Below are 17388 nucleotides of genomic sequence, written 5' to 3'. Positions count from 1 at the left end.
ACGCCGGGAAGGAGGGCGTCGTGGCGCGACGTAGTCGCCGTTTCGCATACGGGCCCTATGTCGACGGGCCCGATCCGCTCGCCCCGCCCGTCGACATCCGGGAGGCCCTCGACTCGATCGGCCGCGATGTCATGGAGGGCTCCTCCCCGCGGTCGGCGCTGCAGGAGCTGTTGCGCCAGGGCACGCGCGAGCGACGCGGCCTCGACGAGCTGACCCGCGAGATCTGGCAGCGCCGCAGCAGGCTGCAGCGGGAGAACCGGCTCGACGGCACGTTGCAGCAGGTCCGCGAGCTGCTGCAACGTGCGCTCGACGCCGAGCGGGACCTGCTGGGCCGCGAGGACACCGACGACGCCCGGTTCCGGGAGATGCAGCTCGACGCGCTGCCGTCGGACACCGGCGGAGCCGTCCGGGAACTCAACGAATACGACTGGCAGTCCTCCGACGCTCGCGAGGCGTACGAGGAGATCCGCGACCTGCTCGGCCGGGAAATGCTGGACCAGCGTTTCGCCGGGATGAAGCAGGCGATGGAGAACGCCACCCCGGAGGACGTCGAGCGGATCCGGGAGATGCTCGACGACCTGAACAACCTGCTCGCCAACCATGCGGCGGGGCAGGACACCACCGAGCAGTTCCAGCAGTTCATGCAGCAGCATGGCGATTTCTTCCCGGAGAACCCGCAGAACACCGAGGAACTGATCGACCTGCTCGCCCAGCGGGCCGCCGCGGCGCAGCGGATGCTCAACTCGATGTCGGCCGAGCAGCGGGCCGAGCTGATGGAGCTCGCGCAGCAGGCGTTCGGTGATCCCCGGCTGGCGCAGGCCCTCTCCCAGCTGGACGCCCAGCTGCAGGGCCTGCGGCCCGGCGAGGACTGGGAGGGCCAGGGCCGCTTCCGCGGCGACAACCCGCTCGGCATGGGCGAGGCCACCCGCGCGATGGAGCAGCTCGGGCAGCTCGACGCGCTGGCCGAGCAGCTGTCGCAGAGCTACCCCGGCGCGCGCATGGAGGACATCGACCTCGACGCGCTCGGCGAGCACCTGGGCGACCAGGCGCGAGTCGACGCCCGTGCGCTGGCCGAGCTGCAGCGCGAACTGGAGCGGCAGGGCCTGTTCGAGCGGGCGCCGGACGGGTCGCTGCAGCTGTCGCCCAAGGCGCTGCGGCGCCTCGGGGAGTCGGCGCTCGGCGACATCGTCGACAAGGTCGGTGCGCGGCGCGGCGAGCGGGAGGACCGCAGGTCCGGGCCCGCGGGCGAGGCCACCGGGGCCACCCGTCCGTGGGCGTTCGGCGACACGGAGGCGTGGAGCGTGCCGCGCACGCTGCTCAACGCCCAGCTGCGCAGGGCAGGTGGGGACGACCGCCCGCTCGACGTCACCGACGTGGAGATCGTCGAGACCGAGCAGCGCTCCCGCGCGGCGGTGGCTTTGCTCGTCGACACCTCATGGTCGATGGTGCAGGACGGGCGCTGGGTGCCGATGAAGCGCACGGCGCTGGCGCTGCACCAGCTGATCTCCACGCGGTTCCGCGGCGACGACCTGAAGCTGATCACGTTCGGCCGCCACGCCCGGACCGTGGAGCTGGGGGAGCTGGTCGGCCTGGAGGGGGTGTGGGAGCAGGGCACCAACCTGCACCACGCGCTCCTGCTGGCGGGCGAGCACCTGCGCCACAACCCGGACGCGCAGCCCGTCGTCCTGATCGTCACCGACGGCGAGCCCACGGCTCACCTGGAGCCCGACGGCGAGTCGGTGTTCGACTGGCCGCCGAGCCCGGAGACCCTGCGGGCCACCATCGGCGCCCTTGACAAGATCACGACCCTCCGGCCGTCGATCACCTTCTTCATGCTCGGCGACGACCCGCGCCTGGCGATGTTCGTCGACGACGTGGCGAGACGCTGCAGCGGAAGGGTGGTGGCCCCGACGCTGGACGGCCTGGGTGCCGAGGTGGTGAGCGATTACCTACGCACCCGCAAGCGCTGAGGCGTCCTCCTCAACCCGCGAGTGGCGTACCTGCCCGGTAGACCTCGCGAACTCGCAGCTGCGGGTCGAGCACCACGAGGTCGGCGCGCCGACCCGCCGCGATCACTCCGACGTCGGTGAGGCCGAGCGCCCGCGCGGGGGAGGTGGCGGTCAGCGCGACGGCCCGCCGCAGCGCCTCGGCCCGCGGTACCGCCGCGTGCCGCACGACCTTCGCGAAGAGGGCGTCCGTGGTGGCCGTGCTGCCCGCGATCGCCCCCACCCTGCCGTCGCCGCCCGCTGCGAGCCGGGCCACCCCGCCGGCCACGGTCACGCGCATCGCGCCGAGGTGGTAGTCGCCGTCGGGCATGCCGGCCGCGGCCATCGCGTCGGTGACCGCCGCGACTCGCCCGGTGCCGGCGGTCCGGACGACGTGCTCCCACAGGGCCGGGTGCACGTGCAGGCCGTCGGTCACGAGCTCGACCGTCACGCGGTCGTCCTCCAGCAGCGCGACGGCGGGGCCGGGCTCGCGGTGGTGCACCGGCGCCATGGCGTTGAACAGGTGCGTGCCGACGCGCGCGCCGACGTCGATCGCCTCGCGGGTGAGCGCGTAGCTGGCGTCTGTGTGCCCGAGCGCGGCGACCGCCCCCGCGCCGACGATCCGGCGCACCGCGTCCAGGCCGCCGGGCCGTTCGGGGGCGAGCGTCACCATCCGGACCGCGCCGTTCCCGGCCCCCAGCAGGCGGTCGAGCTCGCTCGCGTCGGGGTCGCGCAGCTGGCGGGGGTCGTGCGCGCCGCAGCGGCCCTCGGCGAGCCACGGGCCCTCCAGGTGCACGCCGGCCAGCTCACCGTCGGTCACCAGGTCGGCGAGCGCGTCGACGGTCTTCAGCAGCTCGTCCGGCCCGGCGGCGACGAGGCTCGCGACCATCGTCGTGCTGCCGTGCCCGCGGTGGAACGCGACGGCCCGCATGGCCGCCTCCGTGTCGCCGTCCGGGAAGGCGGCACCCGCGCCACCGTGCACGTGCATGTCGACGAAGCCGGGGACGAGCACGGCATCTCCGAGATCGACATCAGGCGTGGCGGGCAGACCGGTCCCGGTCGCGATGATCCGGTCGCCGGTGATCTGCACCCAGCCCGGCCCGACGGGGAGGCCGTCGGCGACGAGCGTGCGCGCCGCGAGGATCCCAGTGCCCATCTACAGGGTTTCCGTGATCTTGCTCAGCCCCCTCGGGGCGTCCGGGTCGCCGCCGCGCCCGACCGCCACGTGCAGCGCGAGCAGCTGGAACGGCAGGATCTCCAGCAGCGGCGACAGCTCCTCGGGCGCCCCATCGGGCAGCGTGAAACCGACCGCCGCGTCGGCCACCGCGGCCCGGTGGCCCACGCAGCACACGTCAGCGCTGCGCTCGGCGAGCCGCGGCAGCACGTCGCCCATCGCCGCGCCGCCCACCCCCGACGCCACGACGGCGAGCACCGGCACCTGCGGGTCGACGAGCGCGAGCGGGCCGTGCAGCAGGTCGGCGCCGGAGAACGCCTGCGCCGACACGTACGAGGTCTCCATCAGCTTCAACGCGGCCTCGCGCGCGGTGGGGTAGGAGTAGCCACGCGCCGTGGTGATCATCCGCTGCGCGAACCGGTAGCGCTGCGCGAGCGCCGTGATCTCGTCACCCCGCGCGAGCAGCGCGTCGCCGAGGTCCGGCAGCGGCGCGGCTGCCACGCGGCCGTCGACGTCGCGCACCCGCTCCAGCAGCAGGTACAGCGCCAGCAGTTGTGCGGTGTAGGACTTGGTGGCCGCCACCGAGCGTTCGGGGCCCGCGAGCACGTTGACGTGCGCGTGCGCGACCTGGGCCAACGGCGAGGACACGTCGTTGGTGACAGCCACGGTGAGCGCGCCCTGCTCCCGTGCCACCGCGAGCGAGCGGACGAGGTCGGGCGAGCCGCCCGACTGGCTCACGCCGATCATCAGCACGTCGCGCAGGTCCGGGCGGGCGCCGTAGGCGGTCATCGTGGAGGGGGAGACGAGCCCCGCCGGCAGGCCGTGGCGGATCTCCACGAGGTACTTCGCGTAGAGCGCGGCGTGGTCGCTCGTGCCGCGGGCGACGAACAGCACGGCGCGAGGGCGCCTGGCGCGGATCATCTCGGCGGCCGCGTCGATGCCCGCCTCCCCGGCATGGGCGAGCAGGCTGCGCCAGATGGCGGGCTGCTCGCGGATCTCCGCCGCCATCAGGTGGCCCGGCCGGGACGTGAGAGCGGGTGTCACAGGATCTCCATCTCGGGGAGGGCGGTGGCGAGTCGCACCGCACCGACGGCGGGGGCGTGGGTCAGCAGCCGCACCTCGCTGCCGTCGAGCCGCTCGCGCACGGCCCGCTGCAGCAGCGGCTGGTGCACGGCGAACCCGCCGCCGAGCACCACGGGGCCCGGCAGGTCCAGCCGGTCGAGGACACGCGTTGCGAGCGCGGCGAGGGCGTCGGCGGCGACGTCGATGATCCCGGCCGCGGCCGGGTCGCCCCGTGCGGCCAGCCCGGTGACGACGGCGGCGCGCTCCGCCCAGTACCGGCGGTCCTGGCGGACGTAGACGAAGTCGATCAGCTCTGTGCGGTCGGCGAGGCCGCAGCTCGACAGCAGCGCGGCGGTGAGCGCGTCGACGGGCGCGCCCGCGTCCATCCGATCCAGCGCGTGCCGCACGGCGTCGATCGCCACGCGGTAGCCACTGCCCTCGTCGCCGAGCAGGTGGCCCCATCCGCCGGCGCGCGCCTCCGTGCCGTCGACGCGCCTGCCCCACGCCACCGAGCCGGTGCCGGCGATCAGGGAGACACCCTCGTCGAGGCCCTCGGCCCCGAGCACGAGCCGCGCATCGTGCACCACGCTCACCTGCGCGCCCGGCACCCGGTCGGCGAACAGGCGCGTGACGGCGGCGATCGACTCGGTGCCGTCGGCGCCCGCAGCCCCCGCGCACACGGCGTCGACCCCGCGGACGTCCAGCTGGGCGAACAGGGCGTCGAGCTGGCGCCCGGCCTCTGCGAGGCCCACGGCGGCGACGTTGGCGCTGCCGGCCACCGCCTCGGCGACCGGCTCGCCGCCGACGGCCCGGATCCCGTGCGTCTTGGAGCCGCCGATGTCGACCCCGATGACGGTCCGCACGCGCACCCTCACAGTAGACGTTTGGTCTAGATGACTTGACTCAGGTTGTCACGCGGCAGGGGCGCGGGCAAGTCGCCATGGTGTTCGTCATGCTGTGCGCGTGGACACCTGCCGGCACTGCGATACCCACCGTGATGCCGGCGTGGCGGACGCCATCGCCTGGGTGCGGGAACGCGACCCCGACGGCCGGGAGCACTGGCTGTGCCCGGCCTGCGCGCGCCGGCACGTGCGTGACATCGAGGCGAAGCTGCCGCACGAGTGGTGGGCCTGACGCCGCGGTTATCGAGCGGTCAACCGCGCGAGCACCGGCGTCGGGTCGCCCGCGACGGTCCTGACGATCGCGCGATCCAGCCAGGGCAGGCGGCCCAGCTTCAGCACGGCCCTGCGCAGGAGAACCTGCCGCCGCGAGGCAGGCAGGAACCACCGCGCCGCTCGCCGTCCGGCCTCCTGCCGATCGGTGACGACCGGGCGCCATGCCCGCTCGTACCGCTCGAGGCCCGACTCGAGCGTCGGGGCGGCGGTGAGCTCCTCGGCGAGGACGTACGCGCCGCCGACGGCGAGCGATGCGCCCTGACCGGCCAGTAGCGACACGGCGGCGCACGCGTCGCCCAGCAGGGTCACCCGCCCACGGCTCCACCGCGGCATCTCGATCTGCGCCACCTGGTCGTAGAAGACCTCGGGCGACGGCGGGCAGGCCGCGAGCGCGCGGGGGACGAGCCATCCGAGCGAGCCGTACTCCTCCTGGACCGCCTCCCGTGCGTCGGCGGGGAGCGTGGGGTCGGGCGTGCGGTGCACGGTGAACGTCGCGACCCGGCCGGCGCCAAGGCCGTAGATCCCCATCTGGCGCCGCGGGGTGTCGGTCAGGCAGATGCGGCGGCGGGTCACCTCCTCCACGACCGGGTCGTGGAACTGGTAGGCCGCCGTGTGGAACCCGAGGTAGCGCAGGAACCGCTGCTCCTCCCCGAAGACCAGCCGCCGCACGGTGGAGTGGATCCCGTCCGCGCCGACGAGGAGGTCGGCGGTGACCCGGGTGCCGTCGGTGAGCCCGACGTCCACGGCATCGGGCCCATTGCGCACCTCCGCCACACCCGCTCCGAACCGCAGCTCGACCGCATCGGGCAGCTGTTCCCGTAACACCGCCTCCAGCTCGGAACGCAACAGGCTCAGCAGTCCGCCGTTCTCCGTGGCGGCGAACCGGGCGAAGGTGAGCCGGGCCGTCGTGCGCCCGGAGGAGTCCACGTAGCTCGCCTCGTCGATCGGATGGGCCCGCTCGCGCAGCGCAGGCAGCAACCCCATCGCCTCGGCCGCGTCGAAGCCGGGGCCGAAGAAGTCGATCATGTAGCCCTGCTCGCGCGGGCCCGCCGCACGCTCCAGCACGACGACGTCCCAGCCGTGGGCGTGCATCTGGTGTGCCAGCGCGAGCCCGGAGATCCCGGCACCGCAGATCGCGACCTTCATCACCGTCCTCCCCCCTCGACGATCCTGCGCAGGACAGGAGCCACCGCACCGCCGGGTAGCGGGGTGAGCGCGCGGTGCAGCAACACCCCGTCGATCACGGCGGCCAGCACGGCCGCCGTCGCGTCGGGATCGGGTACGCCGTGCTCGCGCAACCCGCGGGCGATCCGGTCCCGGAAGTCCTCCAGGACGACAACCAGCTCACGGCGCAGGTCCTGGTCGCGGGTGGCGGCCAGGTACGTCTCCGTGGCGAGCAGCGACGCCGGGTCGGTGCCGGTGTAGCGGTCCACCTCGGCGACGAGGAGCTCGACGAGCTCGCCGGCCGTAGCGGCCTGGCGCAGCAGCGCGTCGACGCCACCGAGCGCGTCCCGGAGCGCGCCGACGGCCGCCTCGACGAGCAGCGCCTGCAGTGAGGCGAAGTGGTAGTGCACGAGTCCGGGCGCGACGCCCGCATGCTCGGCAAGGGTGCGCGTGCTCACGGCCGTCCACCCGCGCGCGGGCACGAGCTCCCGTGCTGCGCGCATCAGCCGGAGCCGCACCTCACGACCCCTGGCCGCCGCTGTCTCGGCCACGTGCACCTCTCTAGGGCGTTCGCCTTGGGCGATTGCCCAAAGGATAGCATCACGTAAGTTGTTGGGTATGCAGACCTGGGCATCCGTCGACGTCCCTCGGCTCGAAGGCGGGGGCCCGCCGCTTCGGCTGCACGACACCGCATCCGGCCGGATCCGCCCCACGGCGCCGGGCAGCACCGCCACGATGTACGTCTGCGGCATCACCCCCTACGACGCCACCCACCTCGGCCACGCCGCCACCTACCTGGCCTTCGACCTGGTCCACCGCGTGTGGCGCGACCTGGGCCACGACGTCCACTACGTGCAGAACGTCACCGACATCGACGACCCGCTGCTCGAGCGCGCCGCCCGCGACCACGACGACTGGGTGGTGCTCGGCATGCGCGAGACGGCGCTGTTCCGGGAGGACATGGAGGCGCTGCGGGTGCTGCCGCCGCGCCAGTTCGTCGGCGCGGTGGAGGCGATGGGGGAGATCGCGGAGCTGGTGGGCAAGCTGCTCGCGGCAGGCGCCGCGTACCGGGTGCCCGACCCGCAGTACCCCGACGTCTACTTCGACTCGAGCGCGAGCGGCCACTTCGGCTACGAGTCGAACTACGACGAGGCCACGATGATCGCGCTGTCGCGGGAGCGCGGCGGCGACCCGGACCGCCCGGGCAAGCGCCACCCGGCCGATGCCCTGCTGTGGCGGATGGCGCGGCCGGGGGAGCCGCAGTGGGAGTCCGACCTCGGAGCGGGCCGCCCGGGCTGGCACGTCGAGTGCACGGCGATCGCGCTCAACCGGCTCGGTAACCAGATCGACCTGAACGGCGGCGGATCCGACCTGGTGTTCCCGCACCACGAGTTCGGCGCCGCCCACGCCGAGGCGTTCACCGGCGTGCACCCGTTCGCCCGGCACTACGTGCACACCGGCATGATCGGCCTCGACGGCGAGAAGATGTCGAAGTCGCGCGGCAACCTCGTGTTCGTCTCCAAGCTCCGCGCGCAGGACGTCGACCCCAACGCGGTGCGGCTCGCGCTGCTGGCCGGCCACTACCGCACCGACCGCGCGTGGACCGCCGACCTGCTCGCCACCGCCGAGGCCCGGCTCGCCCGCTGGCGCGCCGCCGTGGCGCTCCCCGCCGCCCCGCCCGCCGACGACATGGTGGCCCGGCTGCGCACCCACCTCGCCGACGACCTGGACACACCCGCCGCGCTCGCCGCCGTCGACGCGTGGGCGGGGGAGGCCCTCGACCGCCGCGGCCGCGACGAGAGGGCCCCGGCGCTCGCCCGCGACGCGGCCGACGCGCTGCTCGGAGTGGTGCTCTAGCGCCGCCGGCCCGCTCGCATCGACATCTGCTACCCCACACCGACTGCAGCACGGGCTGTTCTTGTAACACCGGGGACCAGGCTCTCTACCAGCGGAAACAGTCGGTATGGGCGGCGAGCGGGCATGAGCCGAGGCGGCTGTTGCAGGCCTTCGGCGGCGAAGCATTGCTACGGGGTCTCTCTTCCCATCCGGTGACGATGGACACGCGGCAAAGCCGATTCAGCTCTCAGCGGCCGGCCGGTCGCGTCGAACACCAACCCGCGCCGCGACGAACGGCCCACGCCGTGGCAGAACCTCCGGGGCCGACCGCGCTCGCGACGGTCCACCGACGTGCTGTACATAGCCGAGGAAGGGGCAATGCACCGAGTAGACCGTCTATGGGTGTTGGGCGCGACTGCCGACGAACGGGATGTCGCTAGGGCTCGGCGGCGGGTCGGTGCCGCTACGGTTCTCGCGGTAGCCGACCAGCGATTGTGTTGGTTGCCAAATTGCGGCGCCGCACCCGCCTGACCGGGCGAAGCGCAGCTGAAAGGCTGGTGAAACGTCAAGCTCCGATGCTGGCGGCCGTTCCTCCCGCCGGGAGGGATATTGCGGATCGGAACGGGGTGGACAGCGATGAAGTCGTCACGGCGAGGCGGGTCGTGCCTGCGGATAAAGCTGGCCGGGGCGCTCACGGCGGTGGGCCTTGCACTGATTGCGATGACCGTCGGTACCGGGTCAGCGTCGGCGGCCCCCGGCGGCGTCTACGGCATCGATGGCGGGCAAGGCTGCCTGCACATGGTGACGCGGATGGTGTCTATCAATGGGCAACTTGTACCGGATCTCTACCCTTCGAGCTCCGGGTGCCACGAGCCGAAGAGAGAATTGGATCGATGGCGGATCAACCGCGTTCAGGGTGATTCCGTGCTGCAGCTCCAGAATTTGGCCCTAAAGGGCCACTTCTGCCTCAGCTGGATGGTCGACAGGCACGGGAATGCAGTGACCGACATCGATCCGTGCAAGACCGGTGACGACCATCAGCTCTGGCGGGTGACGAGCCTCGGTGGTCAGACCGCGCTCACGTCGTTGGCGCCGGGGAACTGGAGCGTCGGTACAGGGTACGCCCCGCTCTACCCGCCGGAAAAGCGAATGAACACGATGAACCACATCGGGGAGTCGTGGCGTCTCACATACCTCCACGACTGATCTCCGGGTCGGTGCCGTGCCTCACCTCCCGGAAGGACGCGGGTGGATCGTGGCGCCACGGCACTCCTCGAACGACCACCACTGGCTACCCTCCCGGCCCCGGAGCCAGCCCTCTGGTGCAAACGGTCGCCCTTGCGGGACAGGACCCGGATCCCCGTAGCGAACGCCCCGGTCGGTTGGCGCTCCCAAAGCGCCGTCGTCCGGCCGCGTGGAACACCGACACGACAGCAGTCGGGAGCCGAACCGGCGGGGTGAGCGCGTGCCGGATCAGTCGGGTGGCTCCATGGCTCCGGCGTCCGGGTCCACGTCGTCGTCCGCGGGCACGTTGCCCGGCTGATCGTCGTCGCCCTCGTCTGCGGGCAGGTCGACGTCCAGGTCGGGCGTGCCGGGCGGCGGCTCCGGATCGGGCGGCATCGCGGTTGGCTCGGTCATGCGCGCGGGCTACCCGTTCTGGTTGGGTGGAGCACATGGCGCGCAACGTCCTGGGGGGTGAGCTGCAGACCTGCGGCACCGACCCGATGACCGGCTTCTATCGCACCGGCTGCTGCGACACCGGCGCCGAGGACGCGGGCGTGCACACGGTCTGCGCGCAGGTCACAGCCGAGTTCCTGGAGTTCAGCGTCGAGCGGGGCAACGACCTGTCCACCCCGCGACCGGAGTACGGCTTCTCCGGGCTGCAGCCGGGGGACCGGTGGTGCTTGTGCGCCGACCGCTGGGCGGAGGCGCTCGCGGCCGGGGTCGCGCCGCCGATCGTGCTGGAGGCGACGCACGCCCGCACCCTGGACTGGGTGGACCTCGCCGACCTGCGCGAGCACGCCGTGCGATCCGGCACGTGATCGCGGCGAAATGATCTCTGTCGAGCTGGCGTTGCGGCTGCGGGCCGCTGGGCTGGAGTGGACGCCCGCATCCGGCGACCGCTTCGTCATCCCTGCCCGGGAGATGGACGCCGACGTGTTCGTGGTGAGCGAGCTGACGATCGACGTGCACCAGGCGCCCACCGGCCCCCTGATCCGCTTCAACGGCACCACGGAGTGGGCGCTCGACAGCGTGCCGCAGGAAGCGGTCGTCTGGCTGCCGCGCGAAGGCCAGCTGCGCGCGGCGCTCGGCGCCCGGTTCCGGCGCCTCGAGCCGATCGGTGACGGCTTCGCGGTGGTGATCGAGGGCGCGGACGGCTCGGAGGAGCGCCACGTGGACGTGGACGCCGAACGCGCCTACGCCCGCGCCCTCCTCACGCTCCTGACCCGGTAGGCAGCGGCACCTGCAAGTTCAGGAACGTGGCGTTTCTGTCCTGCAGGTTCATGAACGTGGCGTTCCTGAACCTGAGGGGTGGCGGGGGAGGACCGCCGGGACCGCGACGGCCAGGAGCGCCGCGGGCACCAGGAAGCCGGCCACGGGGTCGGCGTGGTACAGCGGGGTGAAAGCCACCGGGCTCAGGGCGCCACCGCCGAAGCGCAGCGACTGCACCACCGACACCGCCCCGCTGCGGTTGCGCTCAGATCCCAGCACGAGCGCGTTGACGCCGACGAGCAGGAACTGGGTGGCGACCCCGCCGAGCGCCCACGCGAGCGCAACCGTCCAGACGGCGGGCAGCGTCCCGACGCCCACGACGACGAGCGCGCCGCCTGCCGCACCGATGAGCACGCTGCGGCGCCGCCCGATCCGGTCGACGCTGCCACCGACGAGCCGTGCGGTGAGCAGACCCGCGACGCCCGCGGCGGTGAGCACGAGCCCGCGCGGCCCTGCGCCGAGCGCGAACCCTTCCTCCAGCCGCAGCGCGACCATGAAGCTCAGCCCGGTGAGGCAGCCCCAGCCGAGTGCGGCGGCCGTGCCGACGCGAAGGACCTCGGGCCGCAGCGCGGCGCGCAACGCGGTGGCCAGCCGCTCGTGCCGCGCACCGTCGGCGGTCTCGTCGGCGGGGATCCCGATCAGGGCGAGCGCAGCGGCGACGACCGCGACACCGCCGAACGCCAACCGCCAGTCGGCCTCCGCGGCGATGCCCCCGAGCAACGGGGCGGACGTCTGCCCTGCCGCCTGCAGCGACCCGAACCAGCCGAGCGCGCGCCCCAGCCGGTCCCGAGGCGCCGCGGCCCCGAGGGCGGACAGCAGCAGCGGCGTGGTGAAGGCGTTGGCAACGCCCTGGAGCGCTCGCGCCACGAGGAACAGCGGGAACGTCGGCGCGAGGACGCACGCCAGCGACGCCAGCACGTAACCGGCGTAGCCGACGACGACCGTCCGCCGCCGACCCCAGCGCTCGCCGAGGGTGCCCGAGAAGAGCATGACCGCCGCAAACGGCAGGAAGTAGGCCGTGACCGACAGCGACGCCGACCCCGGCGACACGCCGTACGACGCCCCGAGCTCGGGCAGCATCGCGACGGTGATCCCGGCCCCGAACGGCCCGAGGAACGCTCCCGCGTAAAGCCCCGCTCGCGCGAGCGGCGGACTCAGTTGCCCGAACCCCCTGTGCCGCGGCGGCGGAGGTAGCGCTCGAAGTCGGCGGCGATCGCGTCCCCGTCGGCCTCGGGCAGCGCGTCGCCCTCGGCCTCCGCCTGTTCCTCGAGCTGGCGCACGTACTCGCGCACCTCGTCGTCGGCTTCGGCCATCTCCGAGACGGTGCGCTCCCACTCCTCGGCCTGTTCCGGCAGCCCGCCGAGGGGCACCTCGACGTCGAGGACCTCCTCCACGCGGTGCAGTAGCGCGACGGCGGCCTTCGGCACGCGGGCCTGCGACACGTAGTGGGGCACGGACGCCCAGAACGACACCGCCGGGATCCCTGCCTCGACGCACGCGTTCTGGAAGACGCCGACGATGCCGGTGGGGCCCTGGTAGCTCGACGGCTCCACCCGCAGCTCGCCTGCCGAGGACTTGTCGTATGAGATGCCGCTCACCGGGGTGGGGCGGGTGTGCGGGGTGTCGGTGAGCAGCGCACCGAGCGTGATGACCTTCGTCACGCCGAGCTTCTCGACGTAGCCGAGGAGCTCGCGGCAGAAGCTGCGCCAGCGCAGGTTGGGCTCGATGCCGTTGATGAGCACGACGTGCCTCTCGGTGCCCGGTAGCTGGGCCACCGAGAGCCGGGTGGTCTGCCACTCGATCTTCCGGGTGACCCCGTCGGTCAGCCGGACGTGCGGGCGCGTGACCTGGAAGTCGTAGTACTCCTCGGGGTCGATCGACGCCAGCGGCGCGGCGTCCCAGCTCAGCTCGAGGTGCTCCAGCGCGGTGCTGGCGGCTTCCCCTGCGTCGTTCCACCCCTCGAAGGCGGCGATCATCACCGGATCGACCAGACGCGGCAGGTCGCCCGACGCTCCGGTTCGCGGATCGCGATCGGTCATCGGTCCAGCCTACGGCCCGCGCTGCGGCCCCACCGGTGTATCCCCCGCGGGCGGCTACCGTGGACGGGTGCGGTCCGATCTCCACTCGACGTTCCTCGACACGCTCGCCGAGCGCGTGGTGCTCGCCGACGGCGCCATGGGCACGATGCTGCAGGCGGCCGACCTGGCCCTCGATGACTTCGACGGCCTCGAGGGCTGCAACGAGATCCTCAACGACACCCGGCCCGACGTCGTGCGCCACATCCACCGCGCGTACCTGGAGGCGGGCGCCGACGCCGTCGAGACCAACACGTTCGGCACCAACCTGCCCAACCTCGCCGAGTACGACATCGCCCACCGGATCCGCGAGCTGGCGGAGAAGGGGGCGGCGCTGGCCAGGGAGGTCGCCGACGAGCTGTCCACCCCGGACCGGCCCCGGTTCGTCCTCGGCTCGGTCGGGCCGGGCACGAAGCTGCCCACGCTCGGCCACGAGACCTTCGGCAGGCTCCGCGACGCCTACACCGAGTGCGGCCGCGGGCTGCTCGCCGGAGGCGCCGACGCATTCGTCGTGGAGACGTGCCAGGACCTGCTGCAGGTGAAGGCCGCGGTCCACGGCATGCAGCGGGCGATGGCGGCCGAGGGCAGGCGCATCCCGCTGATCACCCAGGTCACGGTGGAGACCACCGGCACGATGCTGCTCGGCAGCGAGATCGGCGCCGCCCTCTCGGCCATCGAGCCGCTCGGGGTCGACCTCATCGGGCTCAACTGCGCCACCGGCCCCGCCGAGATGAGCGAGCACCTGCGCACATTGAGCAAGCACGCGCGGATCCCGCTCTCGGTGATGCCGAACGCCGGCCTGCCGCGGCTCGGCCCGAAGGGCGCGGAGTACCCGCTCACGCCCGACGAGCTCGCCGAGGCGCTCGCCACGTTCGTCCGCGACTACGGGCTGAGCCTCGTGGGCGGCTGCTGCGGCACCACGCCGGAACACATCAGCACCGTCGCCGACGCGATCCGCGACCTGCGGCCCGCGCGGCGAGCACCGCGCCCCGAGCCGGGCGTCTCCTCGCTCTACGCCGCGGTGCCGTTCCGGCAGGACACCTCCGTGCTGATGGTCGGCGAGCGCACCAACGCCAACGGGTCCAAGAAGTTCCGCGAGGCGATGCTCGCGGAGGCGTGGGAGGACTGCGTCGCGATCGCCCGCGAACAGACCCGCGACGGCGCCCACCTCATCGACCTGTGCGTCGACTACGTCGGCCGCGACGGCGTCGCCGACATGAACGAGCTGGCCGGGCGGCTCGCCACGGCGTCGACGCTGCCGATCATGCTGGACTCCACGGAGCCCGCCGTGCTGCGCGCCGGGCTGGAGCGCCTCGGCGGCCGCTGCATCATCAACTCGGTCAACTACGAGGACGGCGACGGTCCCGGGTCGCGGTTCCAGCGCGCGATGGAGCTGGTCCGCGAGCACGGCTGCGCCGTCGTCGCGCTGTGCATCGACGAGGAGGGCCAGGCCCGCACCGCGGAGTGGAAGGTGCGGGTGGCCGAGCGGCTCATCCGCGACCTCACCGAGAACCACGGCATGCACGTCGAGGACATCGTGGTCGACACGCTCACCTTCCCGATCACCACCGGGCAGGAGGAGGTGCGCCGCGACGGCCTGGAGACGATCGAGGCCATCCGCGAGCTCAAGCGCCGCTTCCCGGACGTGCAGACCACGCTGGGCGTCTCCAACATCTCCTTCGGGCTGAACGCCGCGGCGCGCCAGGTGCTCAACTCGGTGTTCCTGCACGAGGCGGTGAACGCAGGCCTGGACACCGCGATCGTCTCGGCGGCGAAGATCCTGCCGATGTCGAAGATCCCGGACGAGCAGCGCTCGGTGGCGCTCGACCTCGTCTACGACCGCCGCCGCCCCGGCTACGACCCGCTGAACAGGTTCATGGAGCTGTTCGAAGGGGTTACCGCGAGCTCGGCAAGGGCTGGGCGCGCCGAGGAGCTGGCCGGCCTGCCGCTGTTCGAACGGCTGGAGCGGCGGATCGTCGACGGCGAACGCAACGGCCTGGCCGAGGACCTGGACGAGGCGCTGAAGTCGCGGCCGGCCCTGGAGATCATCAACGACACGCTGCTGTCCGGGATGAAGACGGTCGGCGAGCTGTTCGGCTCGGGGCAGATGCAGCTGCCGTTCGTGCTCGCCTCCGCCGAGGTGATGAAGGCCGCGGTGGCCCACCTCGAGCCGCACATGGAGAAGACCGACTCCGACGGCAAGGGCACCATCGTGCTCGCCACCGTCAAGGGCGACGTCCACGACATCGGCAAGAACCTCGTGGACATCATCCTCACCAACAACGGCTACACGGTCGTGAACCTGGGCATCAAGCAGCCGATCTCCACGATCGTCTCCGCCGCGGAGGAGCACCGAGCGCATGCCGTCGGCATGTCCGGGCTGCTGGTGAAGTCCACGGTGGTGATGAAGGAGAACCTGCAGGAGATGAACGCGCGCGGGGTGGCGAAGAAGCTCCCCGTGCTGCTCGGCGGCGCCGCACTCACCCGCTCCTACGTGGAGAACGACCTCACCGAGGTCTACGAGGGCCGGGTCTCCTACGCCCGCGACGCGTTCGAGGGCCTGCGGCTGATGGACGCCACGATGGCCCGCGCCCGCGGGCTCGCCCCGGCCGTCGACCCGGAAGAGGAAGCGAAGCAGGCCGAGCGCAAGGCGCGCCACGAGCGGTCACAGCGCATAGCGGCCAAGCGCCGGGCCGCCGAGGCGGAGGTGGCGGGTCCGCTGCCGGCACGTTCGGACGTCGCGCTGGACAACCCGATCCCCACCCCGCCGTTCTGGGGCACCCGGGTGGTCAAGGGCGTGGCCGTGGCCGAGTACTCCGGCATGGTCGACGAGCGCGCGCTGTTCCTGGGCCAGTGGGGCCTGCGCGGTGCGAAGGCCGGTGCCGGCCCCAGCTACGAGGAGCTGGTGGAGACGGAGGGGCGCCCGCGGCTGCGGTACTGGCTGGAGCGGCTGCACACAGAGGGGGTCCTCGCGCACGCCGCCGTCGTCTACGGGTACTTCCCGGCCGTCGCCGAGGGCGACTCGCTGGTCGTGCTCGCCGAGCCGAAACCGGACGCCGACGAGCGCTTCCGGTTCACCTTCCCACGCCAGCGCCGCGACCGGCACCTGTGCCTCGCCGACTTCTGGCGGCCCCGCGACCGGGCGATCGCCGAGGCCGAGGTCGACGTGCTGCCGCTGCACCTGGTGACGATGGGCCAGCCCATCGCCGACTTCGCGAACGAGCTCTTCGCCAAGGACGCCTACCGCGACTACCTCGAGGTGCACGGCCTCGGCGTGCAGCTCACCGAGGCGCTTGCCGAGTACTGGCACCGGCGCATCCGCGAGGAGCTGGTGTTCGCAGAGGGCGGTGTGGTCGCCGCCGAGGACCCGGACGACGTCGAGGAGTTCTTCAAGCTCGGCTACCGGGGCGCGCGGTACTCGCTCGGCTACGGCGCCTGCCCGAACCTCGAGGACCGCAGCAAGATCGTGGAGCTGCTCGAACCCGGCCGGATCGGCGTGCAGCTGTCCGATGAGCTGCAGCTGCATCCCGAGCAGTCGACCGACGCGCTCGTGGCCCACCACCCGGAGGCGAAGTACTTCAATGCTGGCTAACCCGTCCGGTCCGGCCGCGGTCCTGTGGGACATGGACGGCACCCTCGTCGACTCCGAGAAGGTCTGGACGATCTCCCTCGCCGACACCAGCCGGTGGCTGGGTGGCGAGCTCTCCGCCGAGGCACGCGAAGCGATGGTCGGCTCGAACATGGCGCGCTCGCTCGGGCTGATGTTCGACGACCTCGGCCTGGAGCGGGACGCGATGCGGATGGCGCAAGCCGAGCAGTACCTGACCGACCGCACCGGCGAACTGTTCGCGGCCGGGCTGGAGTGGCGACCGGGTGCCCTCGACGCGTTGCGCATGGTTCGCGCCGCATGCTGGCCCACCGCGCTCGTCACCAACACGCTGCGCTCGCTCACCGAGAACGCGCTGGACAGCATCGGGCGTGAGCACTTCACCGTCACGGTCTGCGGAGACGAGGTCCCGCGCGGCAAGCCCGACCCCGACCCCTACCTGCGGGCCGCCGAGCTGCTCGGCGTCGCCCCCGAGTCCTGCCTCGCAGTGGAGGACTCGCCGACGGGTGCCATCGCGGCGGAGCGGGCCGGATGCGCCGTGCTCGTCGTGCCGTGCGACGTGGCGGTGCCGGCCGGACCGCGGCGGGTCCATCGAGGCTCGCTACTCGGGCTCACATCGGATGACGTACGTCTCAGCTACGCGCAGGCACGGGGCGAGCGCGTGGCGTGACCGCTCGTCGCGGCCGGGGTCCGGTCGCCGGGGCCGCCACCAGTGATGCGAGGCTTGAGACCGTCCGGCGCACCGCGCTGACCGGGCGCAGCACCAGGCCGGGTCCCGTTCGCGTCGCTCTCGAGGAAGATATGACACTGACCAGGA

The 17388-nt window shown here is 72.7% G+C and carries 16 protein-coding genes; 8 read left to right on the top strand and 8 right to left on the bottom strand.

All coding sequences use genetic code 11. The features are described 5' to 3' along the window. The first annotated feature begins 20 nt into the window (after positions 1–20). Positions 21–1970, top strand: a complete 1950-nt coding sequence (locus K1T35_RS24405) for a VWA domain-containing protein (RefSeq protein ID WP_220254018.1) — start codon at positions 21–23, stop codon at positions 1968–1970. 10 nt (positions 1971–1980) lie between these two features. Here the strand turns inward: K1T35_RS24405 and K1T35_RS24400 are convergent, their stop codons facing one another. From K1T35_RS24400 to K1T35_RS24390, 3 genes are read right to left on the bottom strand one after another with little or no spacing between them, the layout of a single operon-like run. Next, entirely contained in the window at positions 1981–3141 is a 1161-nt protein-coding gene (locus K1T35_RS24400; RefSeq protein WP_220254017.1) for an N-acetylglucosamine-6-phosphate deacetylase, read from the bottom strand. Beyond that, on the bottom strand, positions 3142–4167 hold the full coding sequence (locus K1T35_RS24395) for an SIS domain-containing protein (RefSeq protein ID WP_220262821.1): 1026 nt from the start codon (positions 4165–4167) through the stop codon (positions 3142–3144). Between the two features lie 32 nt (positions 4168–4199). Continuing rightward, positions 4200–5084 carry an N-acetylglucosamine kinase gene (locus tag K1T35_RS24390; protein ID WP_220254016.1) on the bottom strand — a complete coding sequence of 295 codons (885 nt, stop codon included), beginning with the start codon at positions 5082–5084 and terminating at the stop codon, positions 4200–4202. A gap of 142 nt (positions 5085–5226) precedes the next feature. Here K1T35_RS24390 and K1T35_RS49045 point away from each other — a divergent pair, with 142 nt between their 5' ends. Next, a complete protein-coding gene (locus tag K1T35_RS49045) occupies positions 5227–5355 on the top strand; it encodes a hypothetical protein (RefSeq protein WP_255622805.1) in 129 nt (42 codons plus the stop codon). 8 nt (positions 5356–5363) lie between these two features. On the opposite strand, the gene K1T35_RS24385 is transcribed toward K1T35_RS49045, so the two are convergent. Together K1T35_RS24385 and K1T35_RS24380 are read right to left on the bottom strand one after the other, a co-directional pair. Continuing rightward, complete coding sequence (locus K1T35_RS24385; protein WP_220254015.1) at positions 5364–6542, bottom strand: FAD-dependent monooxygenase; 1179 nt, start codon at positions 6540–6542, stop codon at positions 5364–5366. Next, entirely contained in the window at positions 6542–7063 is a 522-nt protein-coding gene (locus K1T35_RS24380) for a TetR/AcrR family transcriptional regulator (protein ID WP_220262820.1), read from the bottom strand. Before K1T35_RS24380 ends, K1T35_RS24385 begins: the two co-directional genes overlap by 1 nt. Positions 7064–7178: 115 nt before the next feature. Between K1T35_RS24380 and mshC the strand changes: the two genes are divergently transcribed. Together mshC and K1T35_RS24370 are read left to right on the top strand one after the other, a co-directional pair. Next, a complete protein-coding gene (gene mshC / locus K1T35_RS24375; protein WP_220254014.1) occupies positions 7179–8417 on the top strand; it encodes a cysteine--1-D-myo-inosityl 2-amino-2-deoxy-alpha-D-glucopyranoside ligase in 1239 nt (412 codons plus the stop codon). A gap of 699 nt (positions 8418–9116) precedes the next feature. Further along, positions 9117–9602 carry a hypothetical protein gene (locus tag K1T35_RS24370; RefSeq protein ID WP_220254013.1) on the top strand — a complete coding sequence of 162 codons (486 nt, stop codon included), beginning with the start codon at positions 9117–9119 and terminating at the stop codon, positions 9600–9602. 267 nt (positions 9603–9869) lie between these two features. Here the strand turns inward: K1T35_RS24370 and K1T35_RS24365 are convergent, their stop codons facing one another. After that, on the bottom strand, positions 9870–10034 hold the full coding sequence (locus K1T35_RS24365) for a hypothetical protein (RefSeq protein ID WP_220254012.1): 165 nt from the start codon (positions 10032–10034) through the stop codon (positions 9870–9872). 35 nt (positions 10035–10069) lie between these two features. Here K1T35_RS24365 and K1T35_RS24360 point away from each other — a divergent pair, with 35 nt between their 5' ends. Beyond that, positions 10070–10438, top strand: coding sequence for a DUF2237 family protein (locus tag K1T35_RS24360; RefSeq protein ID WP_220254011.1), 369 nt, complete (start codon positions 10070–10072; stop codon positions 10436–10438). A gap of 10 nt (positions 10439–10448) precedes the next feature. After that, the gene (locus K1T35_RS24355; protein WP_220254010.1) at positions 10449–10850 is read left to right on the top strand and encodes a hypothetical protein; all 402 of its coding nucleotides are present in this window, start codon (positions 10449–10451) and stop codon (positions 10848–10850) included. 48 nt (positions 10851–10898) lie between these two features. Here the strand turns inward: K1T35_RS24355 and K1T35_RS24350 are convergent, their stop codons facing one another. Both K1T35_RS24350 and K1T35_RS24345 read right to left on the bottom strand, forming a co-directional pair. Beyond that, complete coding sequence (locus K1T35_RS24350; protein ID WP_220262819.1) at positions 10899–12047, bottom strand: MFS transporter; 1149 nt, start codon at positions 12045–12047, stop codon at positions 10899–10901. Beyond that, the gene (locus K1T35_RS24345) at positions 12044–12928 is read right to left on the bottom strand and encodes a PAC2 family protein (RefSeq protein WP_220254009.1); all 885 of its coding nucleotides are present in this window, start codon (positions 12926–12928) and stop codon (positions 12044–12046) included. Before K1T35_RS24345 ends, K1T35_RS24350 begins: the two co-directional genes overlap by 4 nt. A gap of 67 nt (positions 12929–12995) precedes the next feature. Here K1T35_RS24345 and metH point away from each other — a divergent pair, with 67 nt between their 5' ends. Beyond that, positions 12996–16556 (top strand): methionine synthase, encoded by a 3561-nt coding sequence (metH, locus tag K1T35_RS24340; protein ID WP_220254008.1) that lies wholly within the window; start codon positions 12996–12998, stop codon positions 16554–16556. Continuing rightward, a complete protein-coding gene (locus K1T35_RS24335) occupies positions 16546–17241 on the top strand; it encodes an HAD family phosphatase (RefSeq protein ID WP_255620653.1) in 696 nt (231 codons plus the stop codon). Before metH ends, K1T35_RS24335 begins: the two co-directional genes overlap by 11 nt. Positions 17242–17388 lie beyond the last annotated feature (147 nt).

This window comes from Pseudonocardia sp. DSM 110487, assembly GCF_019468565.1.
Taxonomy (GTDB): Bacteria; Actinomycetota; Actinomycetes; order Mycobacteriales; family Pseudonocardiaceae; genus Pseudonocardia.
This window is presented reverse-complemented; position numbering and strand designations above follow the sequence as displayed.